The 20,904-nt window shown below is 45.0% G+C and carries 22 protein-coding genes; 8 read left to right on the forward strand and 14 right to left on the reverse strand.

The window, feature by feature from the left end:
- Positions 1–111 precede the first annotated feature (111 nt).
- Both R7Z77_RS00880 and R7Z77_RS00885 read left to right on the forward strand, forming a co-directional pair.
- Positions 112–726, forward strand: coding sequence for an outer membrane beta-barrel protein (locus R7Z77_RS00880; protein ID WP_005373936.1), 615 nt, complete (start codon positions 112–114; stop codon positions 724–726).
- Positions 727–886: 160 nt separating this feature from the next.
- Positions 887–2,554, forward strand: a complete 1,668-nt coding sequence (locus R7Z77_RS00885) for an ABC transporter substrate-binding protein (RefSeq protein WP_213967459.1) — start codon at positions 887–889, stop codon at positions 2,552–2,554.
- A 75-nt stretch (positions 2,555–2,629) separates the two neighbouring features.
- Here the strand turns inward: R7Z77_RS00885 and ompV are convergent, their stop codons facing one another.
- From ompV to R7Z77_RS00905, 4 genes are all read right to left on the reverse strand, one after another.
- The gene (gene ompV, locus R7Z77_RS00890; RefSeq protein WP_017635134.1) at positions 2,630–3,406 is read right to left on the reverse strand and encodes an outer membrane protein OmpV; all 777 of its coding nucleotides are present in this window, start codon (positions 3,404–3,406) and stop codon (positions 2,630–2,632) included.
- Between the two features lie 222 nt (positions 3,407–3,628).
- Entirely contained in the window at positions 3,629–4,162 is a 534-nt protein-coding gene (locus tag R7Z77_RS00895; RefSeq protein WP_005373930.1) for a copper resistance protein NlpE, read from the reverse strand.
- A gap of 267 nt (positions 4,163–4,429) precedes the next feature.
- Complete coding sequence (locus R7Z77_RS00900) at positions 4,430–5,659, reverse strand: glycine betaine/L-proline ABC transporter ATP-binding protein (protein ID WP_005373928.1); 1,230 nt, start codon at positions 5,657–5,659, stop codon at positions 4,430–4,432.
- A complete protein-coding gene (locus tag R7Z77_RS00905; protein WP_005373926.1) occupies positions 5,652–6,551 on the reverse strand; it encodes an ABC transporter permease in 900 nt (299 codons plus the stop codon). The genes R7Z77_RS00900 and R7Z77_RS00905 overlap by 8 nt, the downstream gene beginning before the upstream one ends.
- A gap of 500 nt (positions 6,552–7,051) precedes the next feature.
- On the opposite strand from R7Z77_RS00905, the gene R7Z77_RS00910 reads away from it, so the two are divergent.
- From R7Z77_RS00910 to nqrM, 3 genes are read left to right on the forward strand one after another with little or no spacing between them, the layout of a single operon-like run.
- Positions 7,052–7,342: a DUF134 domain-containing protein gene (locus tag R7Z77_RS00910; protein ID WP_005373924.1), complete on the forward strand. Its 291-nt coding sequence runs from the start codon at positions 7,052–7,054 to the stop codon at positions 7,340–7,342.
- On the forward strand, positions 7,339–7,845 hold the full coding sequence (locus R7Z77_RS00915) for a NifB/NifX family molybdenum-iron cluster-binding protein (RefSeq protein ID WP_064354519.1): 507 nt from the start codon (positions 7,339–7,341) through the stop codon (positions 7,843–7,845). The genes R7Z77_RS00910 and R7Z77_RS00915 overlap by 4 nt, the downstream gene beginning before the upstream one ends.
- 1 nt (position 7,846) lies before the next feature.
- Positions 7,847–8,056 carry a (Na+)-NQR maturation NqrM gene (nqrM, locus tag R7Z77_RS00920; protein ID WP_017635136.1) on the forward strand — a complete coding sequence of 70 codons (210 nt, stop codon included), beginning with the start codon at positions 7,847–7,849 and terminating at the stop codon, positions 8,054–8,056.
- Here nqrM and R7Z77_RS00925 read toward each other — a convergent pair.
- Positions 8,034–8,846, reverse strand: a complete 813-nt coding sequence (locus tag R7Z77_RS00925; RefSeq protein ID WP_064354520.1) for a phosphotransferase — start codon at positions 8,844–8,846, stop codon at positions 8,034–8,036. The genes nqrM and R7Z77_RS00925 overlap by 23 nt on opposite strands.
- Before the next feature lie 187 nt (positions 8,847–9,033).
- On the opposite strand from R7Z77_RS00925, the gene R7Z77_RS00930 reads away from it, so the two are divergent.
- Entirely contained in the window at positions 9,034–9,228 is a 195-nt protein-coding gene (locus R7Z77_RS00930; protein ID WP_005373920.1) for a hypothetical protein, read from the forward strand.
- 75 nt (positions 9,229–9,303) lie between these two features.
- Here R7Z77_RS00930 and fusA read toward each other — a convergent pair whose 3' ends face one another.
- The 5 genes from fusA to R7Z77_RS00955 form a co-directional block, all read right to left on the reverse strand.
- On the reverse strand, positions 9,304–11,328 hold the full coding sequence (fusA, locus tag R7Z77_RS00935) for an elongation factor G (RefSeq protein WP_064354521.1): 2,025 nt from the start codon (positions 11,326–11,328) through the stop codon (positions 9,304–9,306).
- A 293-nt stretch (positions 11,329–11,621) separates the two neighbouring features.
- Positions 11,622–12,614: an N-acetyl-D-Glu racemase DgcA gene (gene dgcA / locus R7Z77_RS00940; RefSeq protein ID WP_064354522.1), complete on the reverse strand. Its 993-nt coding sequence runs from the start codon at positions 12,612–12,614 to the stop codon at positions 11,622–11,624.
- A 49-nt stretch (positions 12,615–12,663) separates the two neighbouring features.
- On the reverse strand, positions 12,664–13,668 hold the full coding sequence (gene dgcN / locus R7Z77_RS00945; RefSeq protein WP_064354551.1) for an N-acetyltransferase DgcN: 1,005 nt from the start codon (positions 13,666–13,668) through the stop codon (positions 12,664–12,666).
- 101 nt (positions 13,669–13,769) lie between these two features.
- The gene (locus tag R7Z77_RS00950) at positions 13,770–14,651 is read right to left on the reverse strand and encodes a LysR family transcriptional regulator (protein ID WP_047102778.1); all 882 of its coding nucleotides are present in this window, start codon (positions 14,649–14,651) and stop codon (positions 13,770–13,772) included.
- Between the two features lie 154 nt (positions 14,652–14,805).
- On the reverse strand, positions 14,806–16,014 hold the full coding sequence (locus tag R7Z77_RS00955) for an MFS transporter (RefSeq protein WP_017635140.1): 1,209 nt from the start codon (positions 16,012–16,014) through the stop codon (positions 14,806–14,808).
- Positions 16,015–16,215: 201 nt separating this feature from the next.
- Between R7Z77_RS00955 and soxR the strand changes: the two genes are divergently transcribed.
- Positions 16,216–16,650 (forward strand): redox-sensitive transcriptional activator SoxR, encoded by a 435-nt coding sequence (soxR, locus tag R7Z77_RS00960; protein WP_064354523.1) that lies wholly within the window; start codon positions 16,216–16,218, stop codon positions 16,648–16,650.
- A gap of 9 nt (positions 16,651–16,659) precedes the next feature.
- Here the strand turns inward: soxR and R7Z77_RS00965 are convergent, their stop codons facing one another.
- Positions 16,660–17,055: a DUF2391 family protein gene (locus R7Z77_RS00965; protein ID WP_005373896.1), complete on the reverse strand. Its 396-nt coding sequence runs from the start codon at positions 17,053–17,055 to the stop codon at positions 16,660–16,662.
- A 13-nt stretch (positions 17,056–17,068) separates the two neighbouring features.
- Positions 17,069–17,914, reverse strand: a complete 846-nt coding sequence (locus R7Z77_RS00970; protein ID WP_005373890.1) for a tetratricopeptide repeat protein — start codon at positions 17,912–17,914, stop codon at positions 17,069–17,071.
- Positions 17,915–18,114: 200 nt separating this feature from the next.
- Between R7Z77_RS00970 and R7Z77_RS00975 the strand changes: the two genes are divergently transcribed.
- Positions 18,115–18,585 (forward strand): ASCH domain-containing protein, encoded by a 471-nt coding sequence (locus tag R7Z77_RS00975; RefSeq protein ID WP_005373887.1) that lies wholly within the window; start codon positions 18,115–18,117, stop codon positions 18,583–18,585.
- Positions 18,586–18,639: 54 nt separating this feature from the next.
- Here the strand turns inward: R7Z77_RS00975 and R7Z77_RS00980 are convergent, their stop codons facing one another.
- Positions 18,640–19,227, reverse strand: a complete 588-nt coding sequence (locus R7Z77_RS00980) for a class I SAM-dependent methyltransferase (protein WP_064354524.1) — start codon at positions 19,225–19,227, stop codon at positions 18,640–18,642.
- Positions 19,228–19,319: 92 nt separating this feature from the next.
- Positions 19,320–20,837: a phospholipase D family protein gene (locus R7Z77_RS00985; protein ID WP_213895803.1), complete on the reverse strand. Its 1,518-nt coding sequence runs from the start codon at positions 20,835–20,837 to the stop codon at positions 19,320–19,322.
- Between the last annotated feature and the right edge of the window lie 67 nt (positions 20,838–20,904).

Consider the following 20,904-nt stretch of genomic DNA (forward strand, 5'->3'; position numbering starts at 1 on the left):
GTTTTTATTCATTAACATCCACTTGGTTTTGAAACCAAGTGAAATGGATAGCATGGCATGCTTAAGGATGGGCAAAACACAACCTCAATAATTAACAGGCAGTGAAATACAATGTTTAAAAAAACATGGCTAATGACAGCCCTTCTAGCAACATGTTCTGTTGCAAACGCAGCTCCTTACGTTGGTGCATCTGTAGGTCAAGCATCGTTTGGTGATGTTAATGGCTCTATCAATGGTGGTGGTACTAACGCTAGCACTAAACTTAAACTTGAAGATGACTCAAGCCTTTCAGGCAAAGTATTCGGTGGTTACAAATTCAACGAATACATTTCTCTAGAAGCAGCCATTGGTGGCTACGATGCTTTAGACGGCAAAGTTGTTACTGTTGGTGACATGAAGTATCTATCGATTCAGCCAAAAGCGACTCTACCGATTGGCGATCGTTTCAACCTTTTTGCAAAAGCTGGTCTTTCTTACTTCAATGCTGAATTCAAAATTAGCAACTCTGTGATTGACGGTAGCGCAGGCCATACCACCATTTCTGACAGCACTGTAACAGGCATGTACGGTTTAGGCGCAGAGTTCGCTATTACTGAAAACTTTGCTCTACAAGTTGAATGGGAATACATGATGCCTGAGCTAGACATTGCGAAATTTGGCAATGAAAAAGTAACGGTTGATGCAGACATCAATGTATTCTCTGTAGGTATGAGCTACCGTTTCTAAGAATACTTATTCAAGTTACCTCTTGGCTTAGTAAACGTTTTTGACTTCTGTTGGTCGAGCTGAGTCCAAGCTTTGAATTTGTTTAGATATAGCACAGGAAGTTTAGTTGCTAAGCGTCCTGTGCTATTTTTTTGCTTTGGAATAACTCTTAGGAATCTTTGTGAACGATGTCAATCTTAGGTATCTGGATCTACTGTTAAAGCACTTTGAACCTCACCAGTATCACCTTGTTACGCTTTCTGAGCTAGAAGCGGTGATTTGCACGTCGAGGCGCAATGTTTCTATTGTGATGAAAAAGCTTGCCACTTACGATTGGGTCGATTGGCAACCTGCGATTGGCCGAAGTAACGCTAGCCGTCTCAGTATTAATATTTCCCTCCAACAAGCGATGACCGAGTTTTTGGTTGAGGAGCTTGGCAGAGGAAGAATGAACTCAATAACGAAACTTATTGATTGGTTCGGTCAAACCGCGGTTAGAGCACTAACCATCGCTTCTGAAAAAGTGAATCGATTGAATGAATCAAATAACGCTATTTTGATTTCTTCTTACCCTTGGGTATCCAAAATCGACCCTGCGAATACTTACCGTCACACTGAATTACACGTCGCGAAAAGCGTTTATGACGTATTGCTGACCCAAAATTCCAATGGTGGTATCGAGCCATCGTTAGCACATGAATGGAAAATGGAAGGCAAGGTAATGACGTTATGGTTGCGGCCAGGCATATATCGCCATGATGGCGAGCCCCTTAACATACAGGATGTGGTTTGGAGTATAGAAAGACTCAGGGAGATAAAAGGACCAGTTCACGAGCTCTGGCAATGCATTGATAGCGTGGTTGCAGAAACATCTAACTGCTTAAAAATCATATTGAAGCATCCGAACAAGTTGTTTCCATACATGCTAGCAACTCCTCATGCGTCTATTCTGTGTCGAGATGTCGTCTCTTTCGGTTCTAGTTATTCCTACCACATAGGGACTGGACCATTTAAAATCAGCGGCTGGAACCAGGAGAGTATGACTCTTGAAGCGCACAAAGAGTATTTTTCAGCACGCGCATTGTTAGATCAAATAACGCTGTCTCATGGTGATGTTAAAACCTTAAATATGTTGAGCTTTAACCAAAGCTCCGATCACGTTGAAGTGGAAAAAATTAGCGCATTTTCATATTTGACCTACCGCGAACGCGTGGAATCCCAACTCACAAAAGAGACTTGGTATCAACTCGCTGATTACATCCATGTGCAAAAGCGAATTTATGATGCGCCAAGTGCCGTTGACAGCATTCAGTTAGAGACTCACGAGCAAGATTTATCAATAACAGATGGTGTTGTGATACCTAAACTGAAAGGTAAAGTGGTATTAGCTGAACCTGTCTGGACGATTCCGAGTTTAATTCGTCATTCCGAATGGTTGCACAGTGTGATTCGTGCAACGGGATTAGAGTTAGAGATCATTGTTATTGATGACATTAGTTTTCCTGAGGTAGTGTCTCACCAAGCAGATTTGCTCTTCATTGAGGAAGTCATGGAAGCACCATTTGAATATGGCATCTTCGAATGGCTGTCGATAGCAACTGGACTGCGTTTTAGTTTTGATCAAAGCCAGATGTTAAGCCATAGAGAAAAGGTTCGCAGGGCGATGGCAGATGATCACTCGCTACAGTCTTTATTAAACCTAGAGAAAGCGCTGCGCGATCAGTACCTATATTTGCCTTTGTTTGTTGGCTACGAAGAAGTGACAAAAATACAGCAAGTGCGAGGTGTGCAGGTGAAGAATACAGGCTATAGCGATTTACATAGGTTATGGATTGCTCATTCACACTAGAGTCGGTGTTCAAGATTATGCAAATGTCCAACGCATAAAGCCATCGAAATGATGGCTTTATAAGGGCGTATCGGATTAGAAGTTGTACGACACACTTGCGCCAACAACCCATTGGTTTGCGCTATCAACGATAGAAGAGTCGCTGATACCGCTGCCTAGGCGCGTGTATTGTGTCATTTGGCTTACTTGCCAGTTGTCGTTGATTGGCATAACAAGTTTGTAGCCCACACCATAGCTTACCGTTGAATCACCTTTGTATGCTTTGCGGTTTGCGTTTGCTTCGCGTTGTTTTACACCAAAGTAGTAATCTACGTAGTCTTCACTTTGATAAGTTAGGTTAGCAAAAGGAACAAAATCAACACTACCGAATTTCATGATGTGGAAGTAAGTCGCGCCCGCTAAGTAACCTTTGTAAGCACCACTGATATCGTGCTGAAGGTACGTAGAAATGACGTTGTTTTGATCCAGTGTAAAGTCTGCGTTTAAACCTAGATCGACGGCGAAACGGCGTTTATCTGTGCCTTTCAGGCTTTTCGCTGTATCACCGTCGCGCATTACACCACTACCTACAAGGTAGGCACTCATGTTGATTAACTCATTGGTGTTACCGAAGAAGCGGTAGTTAATGCCACTTAGGTCGGCATTAAAGTCGTCACCATGGTAACCACCGTTGAGAATTGGTGCTGTATTATGCTTTTGATCTTTGAAAAGATCGCTGCCTTGAGCCACACCAGCTTCTACGTTCCAACCGCCTTCGTTGTTGTAGATGTTACCGTTACGAATGTAAGTATCGCCAGCGAAAGCTGAGCCAGCAGCTGTCAGAGTAAGTAGTGCAATTAATGTTTTTTTCATCATTTTTCCGAGTTGTTCTGTTTTGTTTTGAACACTGTACAAAATGACGTTGTAAGCATCTATCGGCAAAGCGTATGGAAATGTAATGAACAATCAGGGTAAGAAGCAGAATGTTGCTTCAGAATAGAAAGGTTGCTGGAATAGCTTTCGTTAAAACAGCGAAAAAATCCGAGCTGGGGTGGCTCGGATTTGGGGTATTTATCAGGTATTGATACTAACTTCTTACTGTTTCGTTAAGTTGTATAGTGGTGCTAGGTCACCCGTTACTTTTTCGCCATTCATGTCTAGCTTCATAAGTACGTTTTCACCAACAAAGTATTGGTTTGGTGCATCTTCATTTGTCAACGTTACGATGCTGCCATTTGCGTCCCAAGTGAATTGACCTTCAGATTTTGATTGACCGTCTTCTTTGTCTTGGTAGCTTTCTTCAAGTACGTAAGTGCCATCTTGATTTAGTGTGATGGTCATATCGATACCAGCACAATCCGCGCAAGGTAGTGTTCCTTTGTAGGTGCCGTTCCAGTCCAGAGCACTTTGTGCGTTGTGTTCAGAGTCTACAAATGTCTCTTCAGTAATTACCTGTTCTTCTTCTACTGGTAACGTGTCAATTGTCTCAGTCGTAACGTCTGCACTGGTGGTGACTTCAGTTTCCGTTGCCTGAGGTACTTCAACTGCGCTTGTTTCGGCAGGTTTCTCATCTTGACAGCCTGCAAGAATGATTACCGCGCCTGTTAGTGCCAACATTGTCTTTTTCATTTTATCCCTCTTTAAATCAAGATTTTGTATGAGAGTAATAGTAGACATTTATCGAGGATTTGCGTCATCAAAAAGCAATAGAATGATCTAACTATGTCAATAAAACCGGATATGAGCATGAAATTGTCAGGAAAATCAGAACAATGTAAATGTTGCTTTGGGTATCAAGCTTGAGCCCACAGATAAATATCTAAAAAGGGGAGTGGGAGTGGGAGTGAGTTAATTGATAACAGCCCACATTGTTGTGAGCTGTATTATCAACATCATCTAAGAAACGTTATTGAAGCTTGAGCGTGAAGTGCCTCGTTTTGTGCTTCGTTGATCAGAAAACAGCTCCGCAATAACCTGACGATTTAATTCGCCTTTCAAATGGCCGTGCTCATCGATGACGGGCAGTGAATGTTCACACGACATGACTTCAGTCAGCACTTGCTCAATGGCTAAATGTGGAGAGATGATAGGCACCTCTTCATAGATATCATCACGCCAATCTGATATATGAGTTAACTTCGCTGCGTTTAGCAATCCTTGCTGTGTTATCACGCCTTGATAGCCTGCATTGGTCTCATGGTAGGCATAATCACGTTTAACACGTTTCATTTCACTTAGTGCATCTTCAATGGTTTCAGCGCGAACACAGTACGAAGGTGGCTGCATCAGCGTTTCGACTGTCAGTGCTCGCGCTCTATTGACGTCTTTTACAAAGGCTTCAACGTACTCATCGGCAGGATGCAGTAAAATTTCGTCTGGTGAACCTTGTTGGACAAGTTCACCGTCTTTAAGAATCGCGATGCGATCGCCAAGTCGAAGCGCTTCATCTAAATCATGAGTAATGAAAATAATGGTTTTGTGCAGCTTCTGTTGCAGCTCTACCAGCTGATCTTGCATTTCGCTCCGAATCAGAGGGTCCAATGCTGAAAAAGCCTCGTCCATCAACAGTATTTCGGCGTCGGTAGCCAGTGCCCGTGCAAGGCCCACACGCTGTTGCTGTCCACCCGATAGTTGAGCAGGATACTGGTGCTTATAACCCGTCAGTCCAACGGTTTCTAACCATTCATTTGCTTTTTCTAAGCGCGCCTCTTTATTCATTCCCTGAACTTCCAAACCATATGCGATGTTGTCGATAACAGTGCGATGAGGCAGCAAACCAAAGCGCTGGAACACCATAGACATCTTGTGACGGCGAAACTGTTCAAGCTCTTTGTTCGAAAGTTGCATGACATCCACCCCTTCTACCAAAATCTGCCCCATGGTTGGATCGATTAATCGGTTGAAGTGGCGAATCATGGTGGATTTTCCAGAACCGGATAATCCCATAATGACAAAAATTTCACCCTTTTGAATTTGCAGGTTGATGTCTTTTAGTCCGACCGTGTGGCCCGTTTCCGTTAAAACCTGCTCTTTACTATGTCCCAACTTAACGCGCTCAATCACGCTATTGGGCTTGGGGCCGAAGATTTTATACAGACCGCTGATTTCGATAAGTGGACTAGTCATGTTTTGAGTCTCCTAAATGAGCTTGAGTGCGTTTCGCATACGCTTGTGAAGCACGATCAAAAAGGATTGCTAGGGCGACAATTGCTAAACCATTGAGAAGACCAAGAGTGAAATATTGATTGGTAATAGACTTTAGAACAGGCTGACCTAAACCTTTTACCCCAATCATTGATGCGATGACCACCATTGACAGTGCCATCATGATCGTTTGGTTAATTCCCGCCATGATGGTTGGCATTGCAAGCGGAAGCTGAACCCCAAAAAGCCGTTGCCGAGTGCTGGCACCAAATGCGGTTGCGGCTTCCAATACTTCTTTATCAACTAGACGAATGCCCAAATTGGTTAAACGAATAACCGGTGGAATCGCGTAGATCACTACTGCGATAAGGCCAGGAATTTTCCCGATGCCCAATAACATCACAACTGGAATGAGATACACAAATGCCGGCATGGTTTGCATGACGTCGAGTAATGGTGTTACCACCGACTGAATGCGATTAGAGCGCGCCATAGCGATGCCGATAGGGATACCAAGTGCGATGGCAAGCATAGTACATACAGTGATGATACTGAGCGTGCGCATAGTATCTTCCCACATTCCAAAATAGCCAATCAGAATCAGCGAACCAAAACATGCAGCGGCCAGTTTCCAAGAGCGGCTAGCGGCATAAACGAGAGTGGTGCAGACACCTAAAATAATGAACCAAGGTGTAGAAATCAGAAGTTTTTCAAACCAGACAAGAAACGCCAGGAGCGGATCAAACAGAGACTCAATGAGTTCACCATACTCGCGAGAGAAATCTCTGTAGGCGCCGTCGAGTGTTTTGCGAATCGCCCTGAGATCAGAGGCATCCATTTCCGGGAATTCGCTGAGCCAATTTGAGTCAGACATATGTACTTCCTTTTTCTGATATACCTAAGCGCTTTCAAGAAACTTAATTTGGCAAGAAGAGTAGGGCACCTAGGCCAAGTAATGGTCGTTCGACAGGTTCTTTATCGAACGTATTACTCTTTAAGCTCAGGCGAATATCGTCAAACTTCTCTTTTTCGTTCCTTAGGTATACATCCTTTAAAATAAAACAATCATTAGTGTTCAAACTAATGATTTGCTTGGATTATAGTTTTTCTTCTTCAATAAAATGAACACATTAGCGTGTATTTGTATGAAAAATCTGCGCAAACTAACGTTTTTATTATCCGGTTAATTAGAATTGATCTTTTTGCTCGTTTGTCATCGAAATTTCTAAATTATTAGATGTCTAATTAATGCTGATGTATTACGTATTTGTCGTGTTGATTTTTGCAAACTTAGTTTATTGGCATATGCTAAAAATGTTATTGGCATATGCCAGTTTAAGGCGTAATTTGACTCTGTGTTTTTGAGGGACAATGATGGCAAGACCAAAGATAGAAAGACGAATATGCGGACGTGCGGCTCACCATTGCTTTAAGCCCAATGGCATTCCATTTAATCAGTTGGAGCAAGTCGCCATATTACCAGAAGAGTTAGAAGCGCTACGTTTAGCCGACTTAGAGGGGCTTAGCCAGCAGCAAGCTGCGGAGCAGATGGGCGTTTCCAGACAAACTTTTGGTAACACAGTAAAAAGTGCAAGATTGAAAGTCGCAAAAAGTTTAGTTGAAGGTCATGCATTAGTTTTTCCGAATGAGGAGTCAAACTTATGATTTATGCTATTCCTAATGATGGTGAGCGGGTGGCAAACCACTTTGTAAAAGCACCATACATTGCTATTTATTCTGATACTGACGGTATGCTAAAAAACTTAGCGAACATTGCTTCTATGCCACAAGCTGGTTGTAATGCGAAGTCTCAGTTGATTCAGTCTCTACAAGGGTACAATGTGGATGCTGTTCTTGTGCGAAATATCGGTGAACGTGCATTGGCAAAGCTACTTAGCAGTGGCACGCCAGTATTTAGGCTGTCTACTCGTAGTTCATTGGAAGATGTGCTTGCGGTTCCAAGAGAGCCTTTGATTGAGCCCTCTCAAGGACGCCCATCAAACAATCATAAGAAAAGTGTTCACAAACAAAAAGGCGGCTGCGGCTCCTGTGGTTGTGGTGGCCAAAAATCAAAACCCTCCTTGTTGGCAAGACCTAAAGCGCTACTCAAAGCAACATCTAGCCCTGCTATACTTAAGCTAGAGTCGATGGCTAATAAGGCAGGTTAATATGGTTTGGTTATTTACCTTTCTTGGTTTTCTCGCAATCATTTTGTTGATGTCACTTGGCGTCATTTTTCATAACAAGCGTATTCAAGGAAGTTGCGGCGGTTTAAACAACGTCGGTGTTGATAAAGTATGCAACTGCGAAACCTCATGCGCAGAACCTGAAAGGCGTTTATATCAAATCTCAGAGCCTAACTCATCACCTGAGCGCTAAGGCTTTTGGCCCATTGCGGCAAGGTTTGCCGAAACCAGTCCAAATACTTGCTGGTCTGCGGATTCTCTCTGGAGACCAGTATGTTGACTACCTCGACAACGATCCACGCTTTTGCTAGTCCGATATCGCGCGCCAATTCTGTTGTTTCACCTTTCTCGGCGCACTTTACATACTTGCCTGCCACCTTCAAGTAATCATCAAATGTGCCCATGCCCTCGATGAGCGGCGCTAAATCTATCGCGACATGCCCTGTAGAAAAGCGCTCCCAGTCGAACAGCACCAGCTCGCCATTTTGGCGCTGTCCCCAGTTTCCTGCATTGGTGTCTCCGGAGATCAAGTTCTGCCCATCGAAAAGGTGCGCCGATCGTTGTTGTAGCTGGTGGAAGAACTGTTCTGTCTCTGAGCCCAGTTTAAGTGTTGCGAGTGCTTGTTGAGTCGCTTGTGGTGTCCACTGGTGGCGGTGATAAACACCATCTGATGTTGGTGGAAGTCGGTGCAGTTTGAAGAGTTGTTCAATGACTCGATCATCTTCAAGTAAGAATGCTTGCTCGACTGCGTGGGGAACGTATTCAATGTACAGAACGTTTTTCTGGTCGTCGAGTTGAATCAAGCGCGGTACGTGTATTCCAAGCGCGTTAAACTGCTCGGCATGGCGTTGATAAAACGCCACTTCTATTTGAGTAGGGTTACGTTTTTCTATTACTTGGACGCCATCTTTTTCGATGAGAAAAACTTTGGCACTGCCCATTTGGTTGAGTTCTTGTTGCGACACCGGACTTCCTGTCTTCATGTAGAGAGAGCTCACCTTAATCGCTGCACTCACGTTTGCCAATAGCCACGACAAAGTGCCTCAAAAATATTAAATGCAACTGTTTAAATATGATTTTGCTGTGAGTGTCTAAATTTTACACAGTCTCGCCTGTACTCCGATAAATTCGTTCTACGCTTACTATTCGTTTTAATAAAGGAGAACCAAAATGGCTGTAATGAAGCAGGATATTCCAAATCGTGTAACGGTTTACCATGACAATATCGATCAAGAACAAGAGCTGAAAAATGCGATGCTGCCAGAGAAACCGCGCTACTTTAACGGTGCTCCGACTTACAAAGCGAACAGCATCGAAGAGTTTGAAAGCAAAATCAGTCAGATAGGTTTGTCTCTCGATAAATAATTTTTCTTTTACATAAAAGCGCCCTCAAAATGAGGGCGCTTTTTTGTTTATGTGATTGATTTGAATCTTAGGGAATTAACCTTGTTGTGTACTGCCTTGGCAGACCTGTTTTTGCACTGCTGGTGGCGCAGGCTCGTAATGACTTAAGGTCATACTAAAGCTGCCTTCACCACCAGTGATAGAGCGTAATCGACGAGCGTAATCTTGCAGCTCGTTTACAGGTGACTTGGCTCTGAGTAAGGTGAAGCTGCTGTCGATTGGCTCGGAGCCTTCGATTAAGCCTCGGTTGCCAGATAAATCACCAGAAACATCGCCAACATTCGCGGTTGGGATGTGCAGTTCCATCTGGACAATGGGTTCTAGCACAATAGGATCGGCGTTGTTAATCGCATTTAAAAACGCTTTCTTACCTGCGATGACAAACGCAATTTCTTTCGAATCGACGGAGTGATATTTACCGTCATAAACGGTGACTTCCACATCCTTAATTGGGTTGCCAGAAATCGCGCCTTCCTCTAACGCTTGCAAAATACCTTTTTCTACAGCAGGAATGAGCGCGGTTGGAATTGCGCCACCCACCACTTTGTTGATGAACTTAAATCCGGCGCCACGTTCGAGTGGACGAACCTTCAATTGCACTTCACCAAACTGACCTGCACCGCCACTTTGTTTTTTGTGTCGATAATGCCCTTCGGCAGGTTTGGTGATGGTTTCAAAGTATTCGACGCTTGGTTGGCAGGTTTCGACGTCCAGTTTGTACACGTTCGCCATCTTTTCTAATGCGACTTTGAGGTGAAACTCCCCTTGGCCGCTGATGATGGTTTCGTTGGTGCGAGCGCGATGTTCGATGCGCAGAGAAGGGTCTTCACTGGCAATTTTATTCAGCACATCTCCTAATTTTTGCTCATCTCCACGCTTAAGAGGCTTCAAGCACAAAGAATACATGGAGTCAGGAAGATCCAACGTTTTGAGTTGAACTCCATCTTCTTCGTGAGAGTCATGAACGATTGAATCGAATTCGAGATCATCCACTTTGGCTAAAACGCAGAAGTCGCCCGCAAGCGCGCGAGGGATCTCGGTTCTATCTTTGCCCTGCAGTTGATATAAGTGCCCAACTTTAAATGCCTTGTTGCTTTCGCCAATATAAAGCTGGCTGCCCGCATTGATTTCCCCCTGATACACACGTAAGTAGGCAAGTTTTCCCATATATGGGTCGACGCTGACTTTGTACACGTGTGCGACGGTGTGCTCTAAGGTTTCGCAATTTACTTTGATTTTTTTGCCGTTCTTTTCCAGTTGAGGAGGGTTACCCTCGTTTGGCATGGGCATGATCTCCGCCAAGGTGCGCAGCAGCAACTCGACGCCCGCGCCGGTTTGTGCTGAGACAAAACAGACCGGAATCACATGTCCAGTTCTCAGTGCTTCTTCAAACGGATCATGCAGTTGCTCTGCGGTGAGTTCGGAGCCTTGTTCCAGATACAGTTCCATCAGTTCTTCATCGACTTCGATGACTTGGTCAATTAAGGTCTCATGAGCTTCATCTACCGTTGCAAGTAAGGTTTCTCGTCCCAATTCTGGTTCGAAATAGCAGTCAACTACAGATTCCCCGTCAGCCGAAGGTAAGTTGATCGGCAAGCAGTGGTCACCAAAATGCTCAACGATGTTCTCCATCAATCTTTCTAACTGATTACCGTGGTTATCGAGCTTATTGATGATGATCATCTGACATTTTTGCTGCTCTTTAGCAAAGGTGAATAAGCGATCGGAAGTTTGGTTAAGTGGGGTTTGAGGGTCGATGACAAGGGCAGATGTTTCAACGGCAGGAAAAACGCTGATAGTACGGCCAAGTAACTCGTTTTGTCCCGGAGTGTCGATGATATTGAGCCGGTGTTTATTCCAGCGCAGTGCGACTGGCGTTGCTTCAATACTGTGTTGATATTGGATGGATTGAGGGTCGAAGTCGGTAACGGTATCGCCTTTTTCTACGCTGCCTAAATGGTGCGTGGCATCGCAGGTGAAGAGCAGTTTTTCTATCAGCGTGGTTTTACCGGTCCCGGTTTGGCCGACAAAAGCGATATTGCGTATTTTGTTGATAGGCATAGAGCCTCCTTGCAAGATGGCGTGAAAAACCTACGAATTGCTAGGAAGTGGGTTGTTATAGAAACCCACGCACTGCATTGGAGTAGGGCGGGATTACCGCCTATTCGTTTTCCACGTCATTTTCCGGATGACTCGATGCATAAGACCACCTTCTTGGACTACTGGAATCTTAGCATGCCTCAATAACCATATAATTTATGTGACTTATTTCATGATGGGGCTGATTGTTTTTTAATCGAGATCATAAACTCAGAGGTTCTGACTTTTGGAGCAAAACCTCTGGATTGTTTAGGCTATTTGGAAAGAACGATTTCGCCGTCGCAATAAACCAAGCTTGGCGTTACATCTTGTCCGAGCAGCACCGGGCCATCAAGATCGACAACGCTTGCCTGAGCAGCAATGGGTAAGGCAGCACGCATCGCAAGCGACGTCCCCAACATACAACCGGACATGAGGCTAAAACCGAGTTTTTGGGCGTCGTCGGATAATAATAGTGCTTCAGTGAGCCCGCCAGTTTTATCTAGCTTAATGTTCACCATTTCATATTTGCCAACCAACTGATGCAATTGCTCTCTGGTGTGACAACTTTCATCGGCGCAAAGTGGAATGGGGTGCGGAATGCTGGCGAGTACGTCGTCGCAGTCTTGTGGCAACGGTTGCTCGATCATGGTGATATTAAACGGTTCGAGTTGAGCAAATACCGTCGCGAGGTCGAGGTTTTGCCACGCTTCATTCGCATCTAAGACAATTTGTGCGTGCGGCGCGGCATCGCGTACTGCTGCAACGCGCTCAATCACGTTTTCACCATCCAGTTTTACCTTAAGCAGTTTTGCGCCTTGGCTAAGGTAAGCTTGTGCCTGTTTTGCCATCGCTTGCGGCTTGTCGATAGAAACCGTCATCGCCGTCACAATCGCCTCGGGTAACGTAAAGAGGTCGTGAACCTGCTGCTTTTGGCTCAAAAGCGCGTGAAGATGCCAAAGGGCGCAATCCAATGCATTTCTTGCCGCCCCTGCGGGTAATAACGATTGAAGCTGGCTTTTGAGAGCCATCACATCAGCATCACCTTTGGCATACAAACTTTGCAGTTCATGTGCGGCGTGAGAAATCGCCTTAATCACCGATTCAACCGATTCACCATAACGAGGGTATGGCGTGCATTCACCTTGGGCGGTCATGCCTCGATGTTCAATTGTCACGCGGACTACGTGGCACTCTGTCCGACTGCCGCGAGAGATGCGAAATGGTGTCGCCATGGCAAGCGTGACAGGTTCTACATGAATTTTCATCTCACTAGTTTCCCTAAACCGCAGTTATTTTCTAAACCGTAAATGTTTCTTAAATCGTAAGGAGCCTATCTGCAACCGCATCAACGCCAAAACGTACAGGGTCGGTGACGGGCACTTGGTATTTGTCGCTCCAACCCTGGCATAACTGGGCTGCATCTTCTTCGCTGAGCGCCGAAGTGTTTAAGCAAATACTCACTAATTGAGCGTTTGGATTTGTTAGGCGAGCAGCGGCCAGATTCGCTTCTATCGTTTGTTCAATGGTTGGCAAGCTCGCATGTGGTAAGTTGCGGATGTGCGGGCGACCAATCTCATGGCACAGTATCAGAGCGTCAGCTTGTGCGCCGTGAAGTAAGCCCAAACTTACGCCAGCAAACGAAGGGTTAAACAATGAACCTTGCCCTTCGATGATGTCCCAATCGTGATCGGTGAACTCAGGGCTGATCGCTTCTACTGCGCCGGAGATAAAATCGGCAACTACGGCATCAATCGAAATGCCACTGCCTGCGATGAGAATTCCGGTTTGACCCGTTGCTTTGAACTCTGCACGACAGTTTTTACGCTTCAATGCATGCTCAATGGCAAGGGCAGAGTACATTTTGCCAACGGAGCAATCTGTCCCTACAGTAAGTACTCGCTTGCCTGCGCGAGCTTTGCCATTGCCGACCTTGAGCGGGGCATCATAATGGCGAACATCATACAGTTTGGTTAATCCGCGTTGTTCTAGATCGGCAAGAGGAGAAAATTCCGCCAAACGTTGGTGCATGCCCGATGCAATTTCAAACCCCATCTCTGCCGCTTCAAGTAAGGTTGCTTGCCAAGCTTCGGGAATGACGCCTCCTGGATTTGCTGTGCCGAGCACCAGCGTTTTTGCTCCTTGCTGCTGCGCTTGTTGTAGTGTCATGTCGGTTAAACCAAGCGATACGGTTTCTGGCGTCAGGCGGATTTGGCCAAGACAAATCTCAGGTCGCCATTGATATATGCCACGCGCGGTTTTTGCTGCGAGTGGATCGGTTACATCGCCAAGAAAGAGTAGGTAAGGTTGAGCAATTTGCATGATGGTTCCCTTCGTCATCGTTATTGCTCATTAATGTAGCCAGACTGATTTAGGAAACCGAATGCTTATTTGTTAGGCGGGTATAACTTCAGGTTATACCTTTAAACCATCTGTTGTTTTAGGGCGGTGATAAATTGCTTTGTCGCAATGGATTGAGGTGTGTGCTCTGCGAATAAAATAGAGACAGAGAAGGACATATTTGGCTCCAAAGCATGCACGGAAACGGCATTATCTTGGCGATATTGTTTTGCAGTCCAAGGGTCTACAATCGCGAATCCTGCTTCGTTTTTCACCAGTTCAGCCGCCGCGGAGTAGCTGCGGACGGTGATGGCATGTTGATAATGCTCGTCACGCGCCGATAAGGTTTGATGCAGCAATAAGCCCAGAGGGTCTCGGCTATCTAAACCGATAATGGGTAAATCGTGACTGATGAGTTCTTCTAAAGTGACGGTTTTTTCTGTGGGTATCGCTGCGCTTTTAGGGGCAATTAGCGCCAAGTTTTCTTTTAATAACATGTGTCCCATGATCGCTGGTGGCGTTTCTTCACCGAACGCAATGGCGACATCCAATTCATGTTTCAGTAAACCTGAGCACAGCTCATCGCGATTAGCCGTTGAGAGCTCAAAGGAGATGCCGTGCTCTTTCGACAGCAACGCGACAGTCGGCGCTAACAAGTGTGCGGCCAAAACAGGCGGAGCACCGACTCGTAAATGTTGAGTTCCCTGTTTGACTTTGTTGGTCAGAGAGCGAAATTGTCCGAGTTGTTGATAGACTTTTTCAGCCTCTGGCAATAAGGCTTTGGCTTCTTGAGTGGGAACGAGACGGCCCTTTACACGCTCAAATAAAGCGAAGCTCAGTTGTTGTTCTGTATGGGCGAGAACTCGAGTGACATTAGGTTGGGAAACGTGCAGTAAGCGAGCCGCGCCTGACACCGTTCCTGCTTGCATAATGGCGTAAAAGACTTCTAATTGCCTTAAGTTCACTGCGATTTCCCTCTGCTCATGTTGCTCACCTCAGAATACCCAACCTTGCTGATGAGCGATAGAGGTAAAAGTGCTGGCGTAAAAAATAGGAAGACGATGTTGGTTGCCTTCCTATCTCGCTTTTTCAATTTCTCAACTTCTCAATTTCTATGCTTCACTTTGCTGCTGCATGAAGGGGCAGGTCGTTAAACGGCTCTACGTCTCGACTGAGTAATCCCATCAAAATCACTGCTAACACCATGACAGCAGCTGCGATTGCAAAACCGTATTGTGTTAGTTCGTAATGACTCAACATTGCAATCAGGACGTAACTGAGAGATTGAATGGTGGTGGCAAACATGCTGATGCCGCCATCGACGCGACCTCGTTGATGAACCGCTACGGTGTGATGCATCCAGTTGACTCTCGCAATGCGATTTAGCGCGTTAAATACGCCAAACAGCGCCGTAAACAATAAGATGGTCAGCGGGCTCATCGCAAAACTCATCCCGATAAGCGCAAAAGAGACCATAACCATCGAAGCGAACATAATGTGGCTATGGGAGGCACGGCTTAGCACTTTGGTGACAATAAAGCCGGTTAGCAACGAGCCGAGGCCAAAACTGATGTTGAACCCTGCAAACCAATCGCCAGAGATGCCTTGTTCAGAAAACCAAATCGGCACCAGTTTGCTCAAATACGTCAATGCAGGATAAGAGAGGCAAGAGAGCAGAATAAAGCCATAAAATCGGGGTTCGAGGCGGAATATTTGTTTGCTCTCTTTGAGTTGCGCGATGAAAGCAACGGATTTTGATGCCCTTAATTGTTGGGTATAAGGCGTCAGAATATAGAACATCGCTGCTAACGCAGAGGCGCTGGCCGCAAACAAAGCAAACTCTTTCATACCCCACATTTCAAGCAAAACAATACCCAACGCGCCAGCTCCGAGGGTTGTGGATTGCATTACAATTTCTTGCTGACCCGAAATTTTCGCATACTCATGGTGCTGATAATTTTCTTGGGTGAAAGCGTTGTTGGTCGTCCATGCAAAATTACTCGAAACCCAATACACCAATTGTGCAAAAGCCAGCAACCAGTGTGACTCGAACCCTAACCAATAAGCAATGAACACCACCAAAGCCATACCCGATTGAATCCATTGATTGAGCACGAGTAGTACTTTGCGTGAATGTCGGTCAATTAAAGTGGAAAAGAAAGGCGTTGCTAGAAAAGAAATCGCGGTGCAGCTCAGAGATACTAAAGCTACGAAAGTGCCCATGTTAGGTTCGGAAAGCATGACCCATGGCAGCGCCATCATGAATAAGCCAGAGGAGATACTGTCGAAGAAGCGGCCAGCTAAGTACGGCTGAGTTTTATTTTTCATTATGTTTGCCTCTAACTCCCGATGGATTTCAAAAGGTTGATGTCCAACTGTCTTGTGGTTAACAACCAAGTCGTTCGCGCTGAATACATTATCTTGAGATCGCCGGGGTTTAGCGTTAATTAAGATGGTGCAACTTTAAAACCTCAAGTAAACTTGAGGTAAAGCATTTTTTTAACAAAATTGATACGCAGGGAGTCAAGGATGGAAATCAGCGTAGGAGAAGTGGCAAAACGTTCTGGAGTGAAAGTATCTGCCCTACATTTTTACGAGCAAAAAGGACTGATTTCGAGCTGGAGAAATCAAGGTAATCAGCGTCGCTACCATCGCAGTGTGTTGCGCCGTGTTGCGGTGATCAAAGCAGCGCAGCAAGTTGGGTTGTCGTTAGAAGAAATTAAACATGCGTTAGATGAACTGCCGAAACACCAAGCCCCTAACAAAGCGCAATGGGAAGAAATGGCAAGCCATTGGCATGAACAGTTAGAACAAAAGATTCAAAAACTTAAAGCGTTGCAAAACGATTTAGGCGGATGCATTGGCTGCGGGTGCTTGTCGTTAGAAACCTGCGCACTTCGAAACCCAGAAGATATATTAGGGAAAGACCACTCGGGGTCGAACTTAACGTTAGAAGAAGAGTAGCGATTATCTCTATTCTTTGTCGAAACTGTCGACTACGATCGCGCCCATCGAAGCAGGCATTGTGATGACGATAACGCGTTTTATCGCAACCAAAGGCTCATTCATGAGTGGCAGTTTATCAAGACAGAAAAGAACTAACGCTACCACAACGGCCGCAATGAGGTACGCGATAACCACACGAAAAATAAAGATGGATACGCGATTCTTGATGTGGCTTTGAAACACGCTTTGATACGCGAAAAAACTGAGGAAAATGACAGAAAGACTTAACAGCATGAGCAAGTTTGCCATTGGTAGGCTCTCACCCAATCGCCACGCTTCCTCCGAAAATGAGATCGGGACTGCTAGGGCAAAAGCGCCAACCAATACTTGGCTAGCGTCTTCTAGATTAAAGTGGCTGCTCATGCTGTTTATTCCATTATTCGCTTGCTAGATGTAAGAGCTTTTCAAAACGCTCATTACCGTGCAGCAATTCGAGGTCTCGTTCTTCGGCAAGTAAATCACGAATGGATGGGCTGTATTCAATTGCGCGTTCCAAGTCTTCAATAGCTTGCTCTTCGATACCAAGGCGAGAGTATGCACACGCGCGTTGATACAGTGCAGGGCCGTTGGTGTAATCGACTTCAAGTACGCGGTTACAAATGCTAAGTGCCCAATGGTATTCGTTGATTTCCATCGCTGCGTCGGCTTTGTAAGTCAACGCTTCTAAATCACCTGGACGAATTAATAAGATTTCATCATAGATTTCAATACGTTGTTCTGGAGTTTGAGAGCTTTGTGCACGTAGCCATAAGTTATGGATCTCGTTGATTTTCTCAATCTCTTTGTTGTTTTCGCTGATAATGCGAGTTTTGCGTTTTAAATCTCGCTCAAGGGCGACAAACTTTTTCTCATATTCTTGGGCGATCTTCTCCAATCGTTTATCAGCCATCTCTTTGGTGTTGTGTTTAAACTCGCGCAGAGATTGCCATCCGACAAAGGCAATCAGCGATGCGACACCAGCAATGATGTAGAAGAAGTATGTAACGGTCACGTTGGCATAGTTCAACGATTTATCTGCGACCGTTAGCTCGCGATCGGTGATCTCTGTGATCATTCGCTTTTCTAGGCTTTGATAGTCCTGACGCAGCGCTTTTAGTTCATCTAAAATATAGCGTTCCATTAATGGTCTATCTAACAGATCCGATTCTGAATACTTTTCCTCCGATGCCATTGTTGGCAAGGCAAGTATCAGCGAGAAAAAAATACCAATAAATAAGCGCATATAACGTCCTTTCACGAGAAGAGTACAGATAGACCATGCAACAATAGCAAATAGCACAAACGTTTAGCAAAGTTATTACAAAAGAAATAACTGTCGTCTTCGTAGAAGTCATATTCTTGTTGTTTTTCAGTTTGTTCCTGGTGGTTATTTGTTGTGATATCTTTTATCCTCCTTGCGAATTTATGATTAATGGAGTGAGCATGGACGCGCGAGCTAAGGATTACTTAGAACAATTCCTAGAATTATTATCACCAGAACAAAGGGAAGCTGTACCATCAGTCAGTGCTGACTATTATTGTGCCGACGAATACAACGCGAATGTATGCGCAGATTTGGTTCGTATTGGACAGAAAACTGCATCGTGCAGTTTGGAGCTTTGGTATCGAGAACATGGTGAAACCATGCCCCAAGTCGGTCATTTACAAGTAGTGACGAATTGGGATGGGGACCCGGTTTGCGTGATACGAATTACTGACGTAAGTACATGCAAATATGAGGATGTAACCGCAGAATTTGCCTTCGCAGAAGGCGAAGGTGATAGAACCTTAAACTGGTGGCGTGATGCTCATACTGCATTTTTTAAAGCTGAATGCGATGAGTTGAACATCGATTGGCATGAGAAACGTACGCTGGTTTTAGAGCGTTTTGAAGTGGTGTATCCCGTCAATTAATCTCTGATAGCAGCACTGATTTGAAGTGCTGCTTTCTTTATTGAGAGACCATTTTTAGCGCTTTCGAGCGGTCACACTAAACATATGCCAATGTTTTTGGCTTCCTACTACAGTGGTCCCGTCTTCATCTCTTTCATGCAATGAAATGAGGTCGTAACCCTCGAATAAGCTTTCCACTTCCTTTTTTGTTAATGCGGTAATGTTTGGGTGCATTTCGGAGGTAACCCAGGAGTCTTTCACTCCCAAGAAATCGCCGCAGAAGATACCGCCCGGTTGTAATGCGCTGTCTATTTTTGTCCAGACTTGTTTGAAGCCTGTGTCAGGGCAAAAGAACAAACTGGCATTTGCGATAACCAAGCTGCACTGAGGGTAATTAAATTCAGTAAAACAGCACTGCGAAACCGAAAATCGCTTATTACCTTCAAAGCGTGTTAAACAAGTTTTTACTGCATCTTCATTGCTATCACATGCGTGAACCTTAAATCCCTGTTCGAGGAGAAAGTGGCTGTCTCGACCTATTCCGCAGCCAATATCGAGAGCGACTTTGCCTTCTATCTTAAGTAGGTTCAGGGCATTTTCCACGTTTGGGCGGTGAGGTTGGCTTAAAATCTTCTGATAGTATTCATTCCATTGCGCTGGCATTGAACTTCCTTATGTTGGTTGTGCCCCCCAGCCCCAAAACTAGCGTCCATTTTGTTTCGCTTGACTGGGTAGGTTTGCAGTATTGGCAACTGTTATAGCTGATCTTCAATTGGTAATATTCCGGAGAACCAAGCACCCATTTTTCGCCATACTCCTGCTTCTGGTTCGGAGTCGTATTCTTCGCCTGTTTTTACGTCGGTCCAGACAATGTCCCCGTCGCGCAGAGTTAAGGCATAGGCGTTACTCGACAGTTGATTCGGCAGTTGTTCTAGAAACATTTGCACATATTCTGGCTGTTCTATAACAACTGCCATTTCGGTATTCAAAGCTGCCGAACGTGGGTCCCAGTTCATTGAACCAACGAAAAGTGTTTTGTTATCAATCGTCATTGCTTTAGCGTGTAAACTTGCTCTGCTACTCCCCGTGATGCTCCACTTACTTTTGAGTTTTGCGCTCGCTTTTACTTCCCAAAGCTTGATTCCAGCTTCGAGTAGATCTTTTCGATATTTTGCGTACCAACCATGCACGGCAAACACATCGTTAGACGCGAGGCTATTGGTCACAATCGTGATATCAACGCCTCGCTTGGCCGCGTTACTTAATGCTTGAGTACCTGCTTCAGTTGGAACGAAATAGGGAGAAATGAGCACAAATGAATCCTCAACACTTTTAACCAGTTCCGACAAATTATCAATAAGTTGGCTCTCTCGGGTTGCGACTTTATCGGGCAGATCAAACCATACTTTCGCTTCTCCCCAGTAGAGCTTGAGTTTGCCTTGTTTTAGATCTTGGTACATATCCAGTTGGGTGAAGTCATAGCGGCCGGTTGAAAACTTTTCCTCTAACCGGAGTTTATTGACCTGCTTTTGAATCGCTTGGTCGGTAATTTGCTGTGAATTCGGTGTAATCCATTCCATTGGTATCGCATAGGCGCTATTCCAGTAGAGGTCGAACTGATCGGCAGTTTGTTGTACCGCCTCACCATAGAGCAGAAGATCAAAATCACCAAACTCAACTTGCGATTCAAAAGAGAAGTATTCATTGCCGATATTTCTACCTCCGACAATGGCGGAAACACTGTCTGCAATCAGAGACTTATTGTGCATACGACGATTAAGGCGTTCAAAATCGCTAGCAAGAGCGAACCAACGGGAGTCGCGATACTGATGCGGGTTAAATAAGCGGATTTCTATATTAGGATGTGCATTGAGGGCAGCCATCACATCGTCGTTTCGCTTTTGCATATCGTCAAGCAACAGCCTTACTCGAACACCACGCTTTGCCGCTTCATACAAGCGCCACGTTATTAGCTGACTCGTTTCGTCACCACGGTAAATATAGTATTGAAGATCAAGACTTTTCTGGGCGGACTCGATCAAAGAGGTTCGAGCAAGAAGGGCATCGTGTCCCTGATTTAACGGTGCAAAGCCAGTTATGGACTTAGGATCTCTCCCGTAAGCTTCAAAGTACTGCGCAAGAACAGAATCCTTTTGATAACCGAGCTGAAAGCTGGTGGACTTTTCACTGGCGTCATTCAACGATACGGATGAGCATGCCGATAAAATAGTGAGCAGCGAGGGGAAGAGCAACTTGGCGAGCGTTTGTAACAAAGCACATTTCCTTGTCTTACAGAGTGTTACCTACTCCAAATTATAGACTTAAGCTGACGCCACATGC

Source organism: Vibrio sp. 1401 (assembly GCF_033340295.1).

What these genes read in the sequence shown, in the direction of transcription:
- R7Z77_RS00880 (WP_005373936.1), top strand. Translation starts at nt 112, where the DNA reads ATGTTTAAAAAAACATGGCTAATGACAGCCCTTCTAGCAACATGTTCT.
- ompV (WP_017635134.1), bottom strand. Translation starts at nt 3,406, where the DNA reads ATGAAAAAAACATTAATTGCACTACTTACTCTGACAGCTGCTGGCTCA.
- R7Z77_RS00895 (WP_005373930.1), bottom strand. Translation starts at nt 4,162, where the DNA reads ATGAAAAAGACAATGTTGGCACTAACAGGCGCGGTAATCATTCTTGCA.
- R7Z77_RS00900 (WP_005373928.1), bottom strand. Translation starts at nt 5,659, where the DNA reads ATGACTAGTCCACTTATCGAAATCAGCGGTCTGTATAAAATCTTCGGC.
- R7Z77_RS00905 (WP_005373926.1), bottom strand. Translation starts at nt 6,551, where the DNA reads ATGTCTGACTCAAATTGGCTCAGCGAATTCCCGGAAATGGATGCCTCT.
- R7Z77_RS00910 (WP_005373924.1), top strand. Translation starts at nt 7,052, where the DNA reads ATGGCAAGACCAAAGATAGAAAGACGAATATGCGGACGTGCGGCTCAC.
- R7Z77_RS00915 (WP_064354519.1), top strand. Translation starts at nt 7,339, where the DNA reads ATGATTTATGCTATTCCTAATGATGGTGAGCGGGTGGCAAACCACTTT.
- nqrM (WP_017635136.1), top strand. Translation starts at nt 7,847, where the DNA reads ATGGTTTGGTTATTTACCTTTCTTGGTTTTCTCGCAATCATTTTGTTG.
- R7Z77_RS00925 (WP_064354520.1), bottom strand. Translation starts at nt 8,846, where the DNA reads ATGAAGACAGGAAGTCCGGTGTCGCAACAAGAACTCAACCAAATGGGC.
- R7Z77_RS00930 (WP_005373920.1), top strand. Translation starts at nt 9,034, where the DNA reads ATGGCTGTAATGAAGCAGGATATTCCAAATCGTGTAACGGTTTACCAT.
- fusA (WP_064354521.1), bottom strand. Translation starts at nt 11,328, where the DNA reads ATGCCTATCAACAAAATACGCAATATCGCTTTTGTCGGCCAAACCGGG.
- dgcA (WP_064354522.1), bottom strand. Translation starts at nt 12,614, where the DNA reads ATGAAAATTCATGTAGAACCTGTCACGCTTGCCATGGCGACACCATTT.
- dgcN (WP_064354551.1), bottom strand. Translation starts at nt 13,668, where the DNA reads ATGCAAATTGCTCAACCTTACCTACTCTTTCTTGGCGATGTAACCGAT.
- R7Z77_RS00955 (WP_017635140.1), bottom strand. Translation starts at nt 16,014, where the DNA reads ATGAAAAATAAAACTCAGCCGTACTTAGCTGGCCGCTTCTTCGACAGT.
- soxR (WP_064354523.1), top strand. Translation starts at nt 16,216, where the DNA reads ATGGAAATCAGCGTAGGAGAAGTGGCAAAACGTTCTGGAGTGAAAGTA.
- R7Z77_RS00965 (WP_005373896.1), bottom strand. Translation starts at nt 17,055, where the DNA reads ATGAGCAGCCACTTTAATCTAGAAGACGCTAGCCAAGTATTGGTTGGC.
- R7Z77_RS00970 (WP_005373890.1), bottom strand. Translation starts at nt 17,914, where the DNA reads ATGCGCTTATTTATTGGTATTTTTTTCTCGCTGATACTTGCCTTGCCA.
- R7Z77_RS00975 (WP_005373887.1), top strand. Translation starts at nt 18,115, where the DNA reads ATGGACGCGCGAGCTAAGGATTACTTAGAACAATTCCTAGAATTATTA.
- R7Z77_RS00980 (WP_064354524.1), bottom strand. Translation starts at nt 19,227, where the DNA reads ATGCCAGCGCAATGGAATGAATACTATCAGAAGATTTTAAGCCAACCT.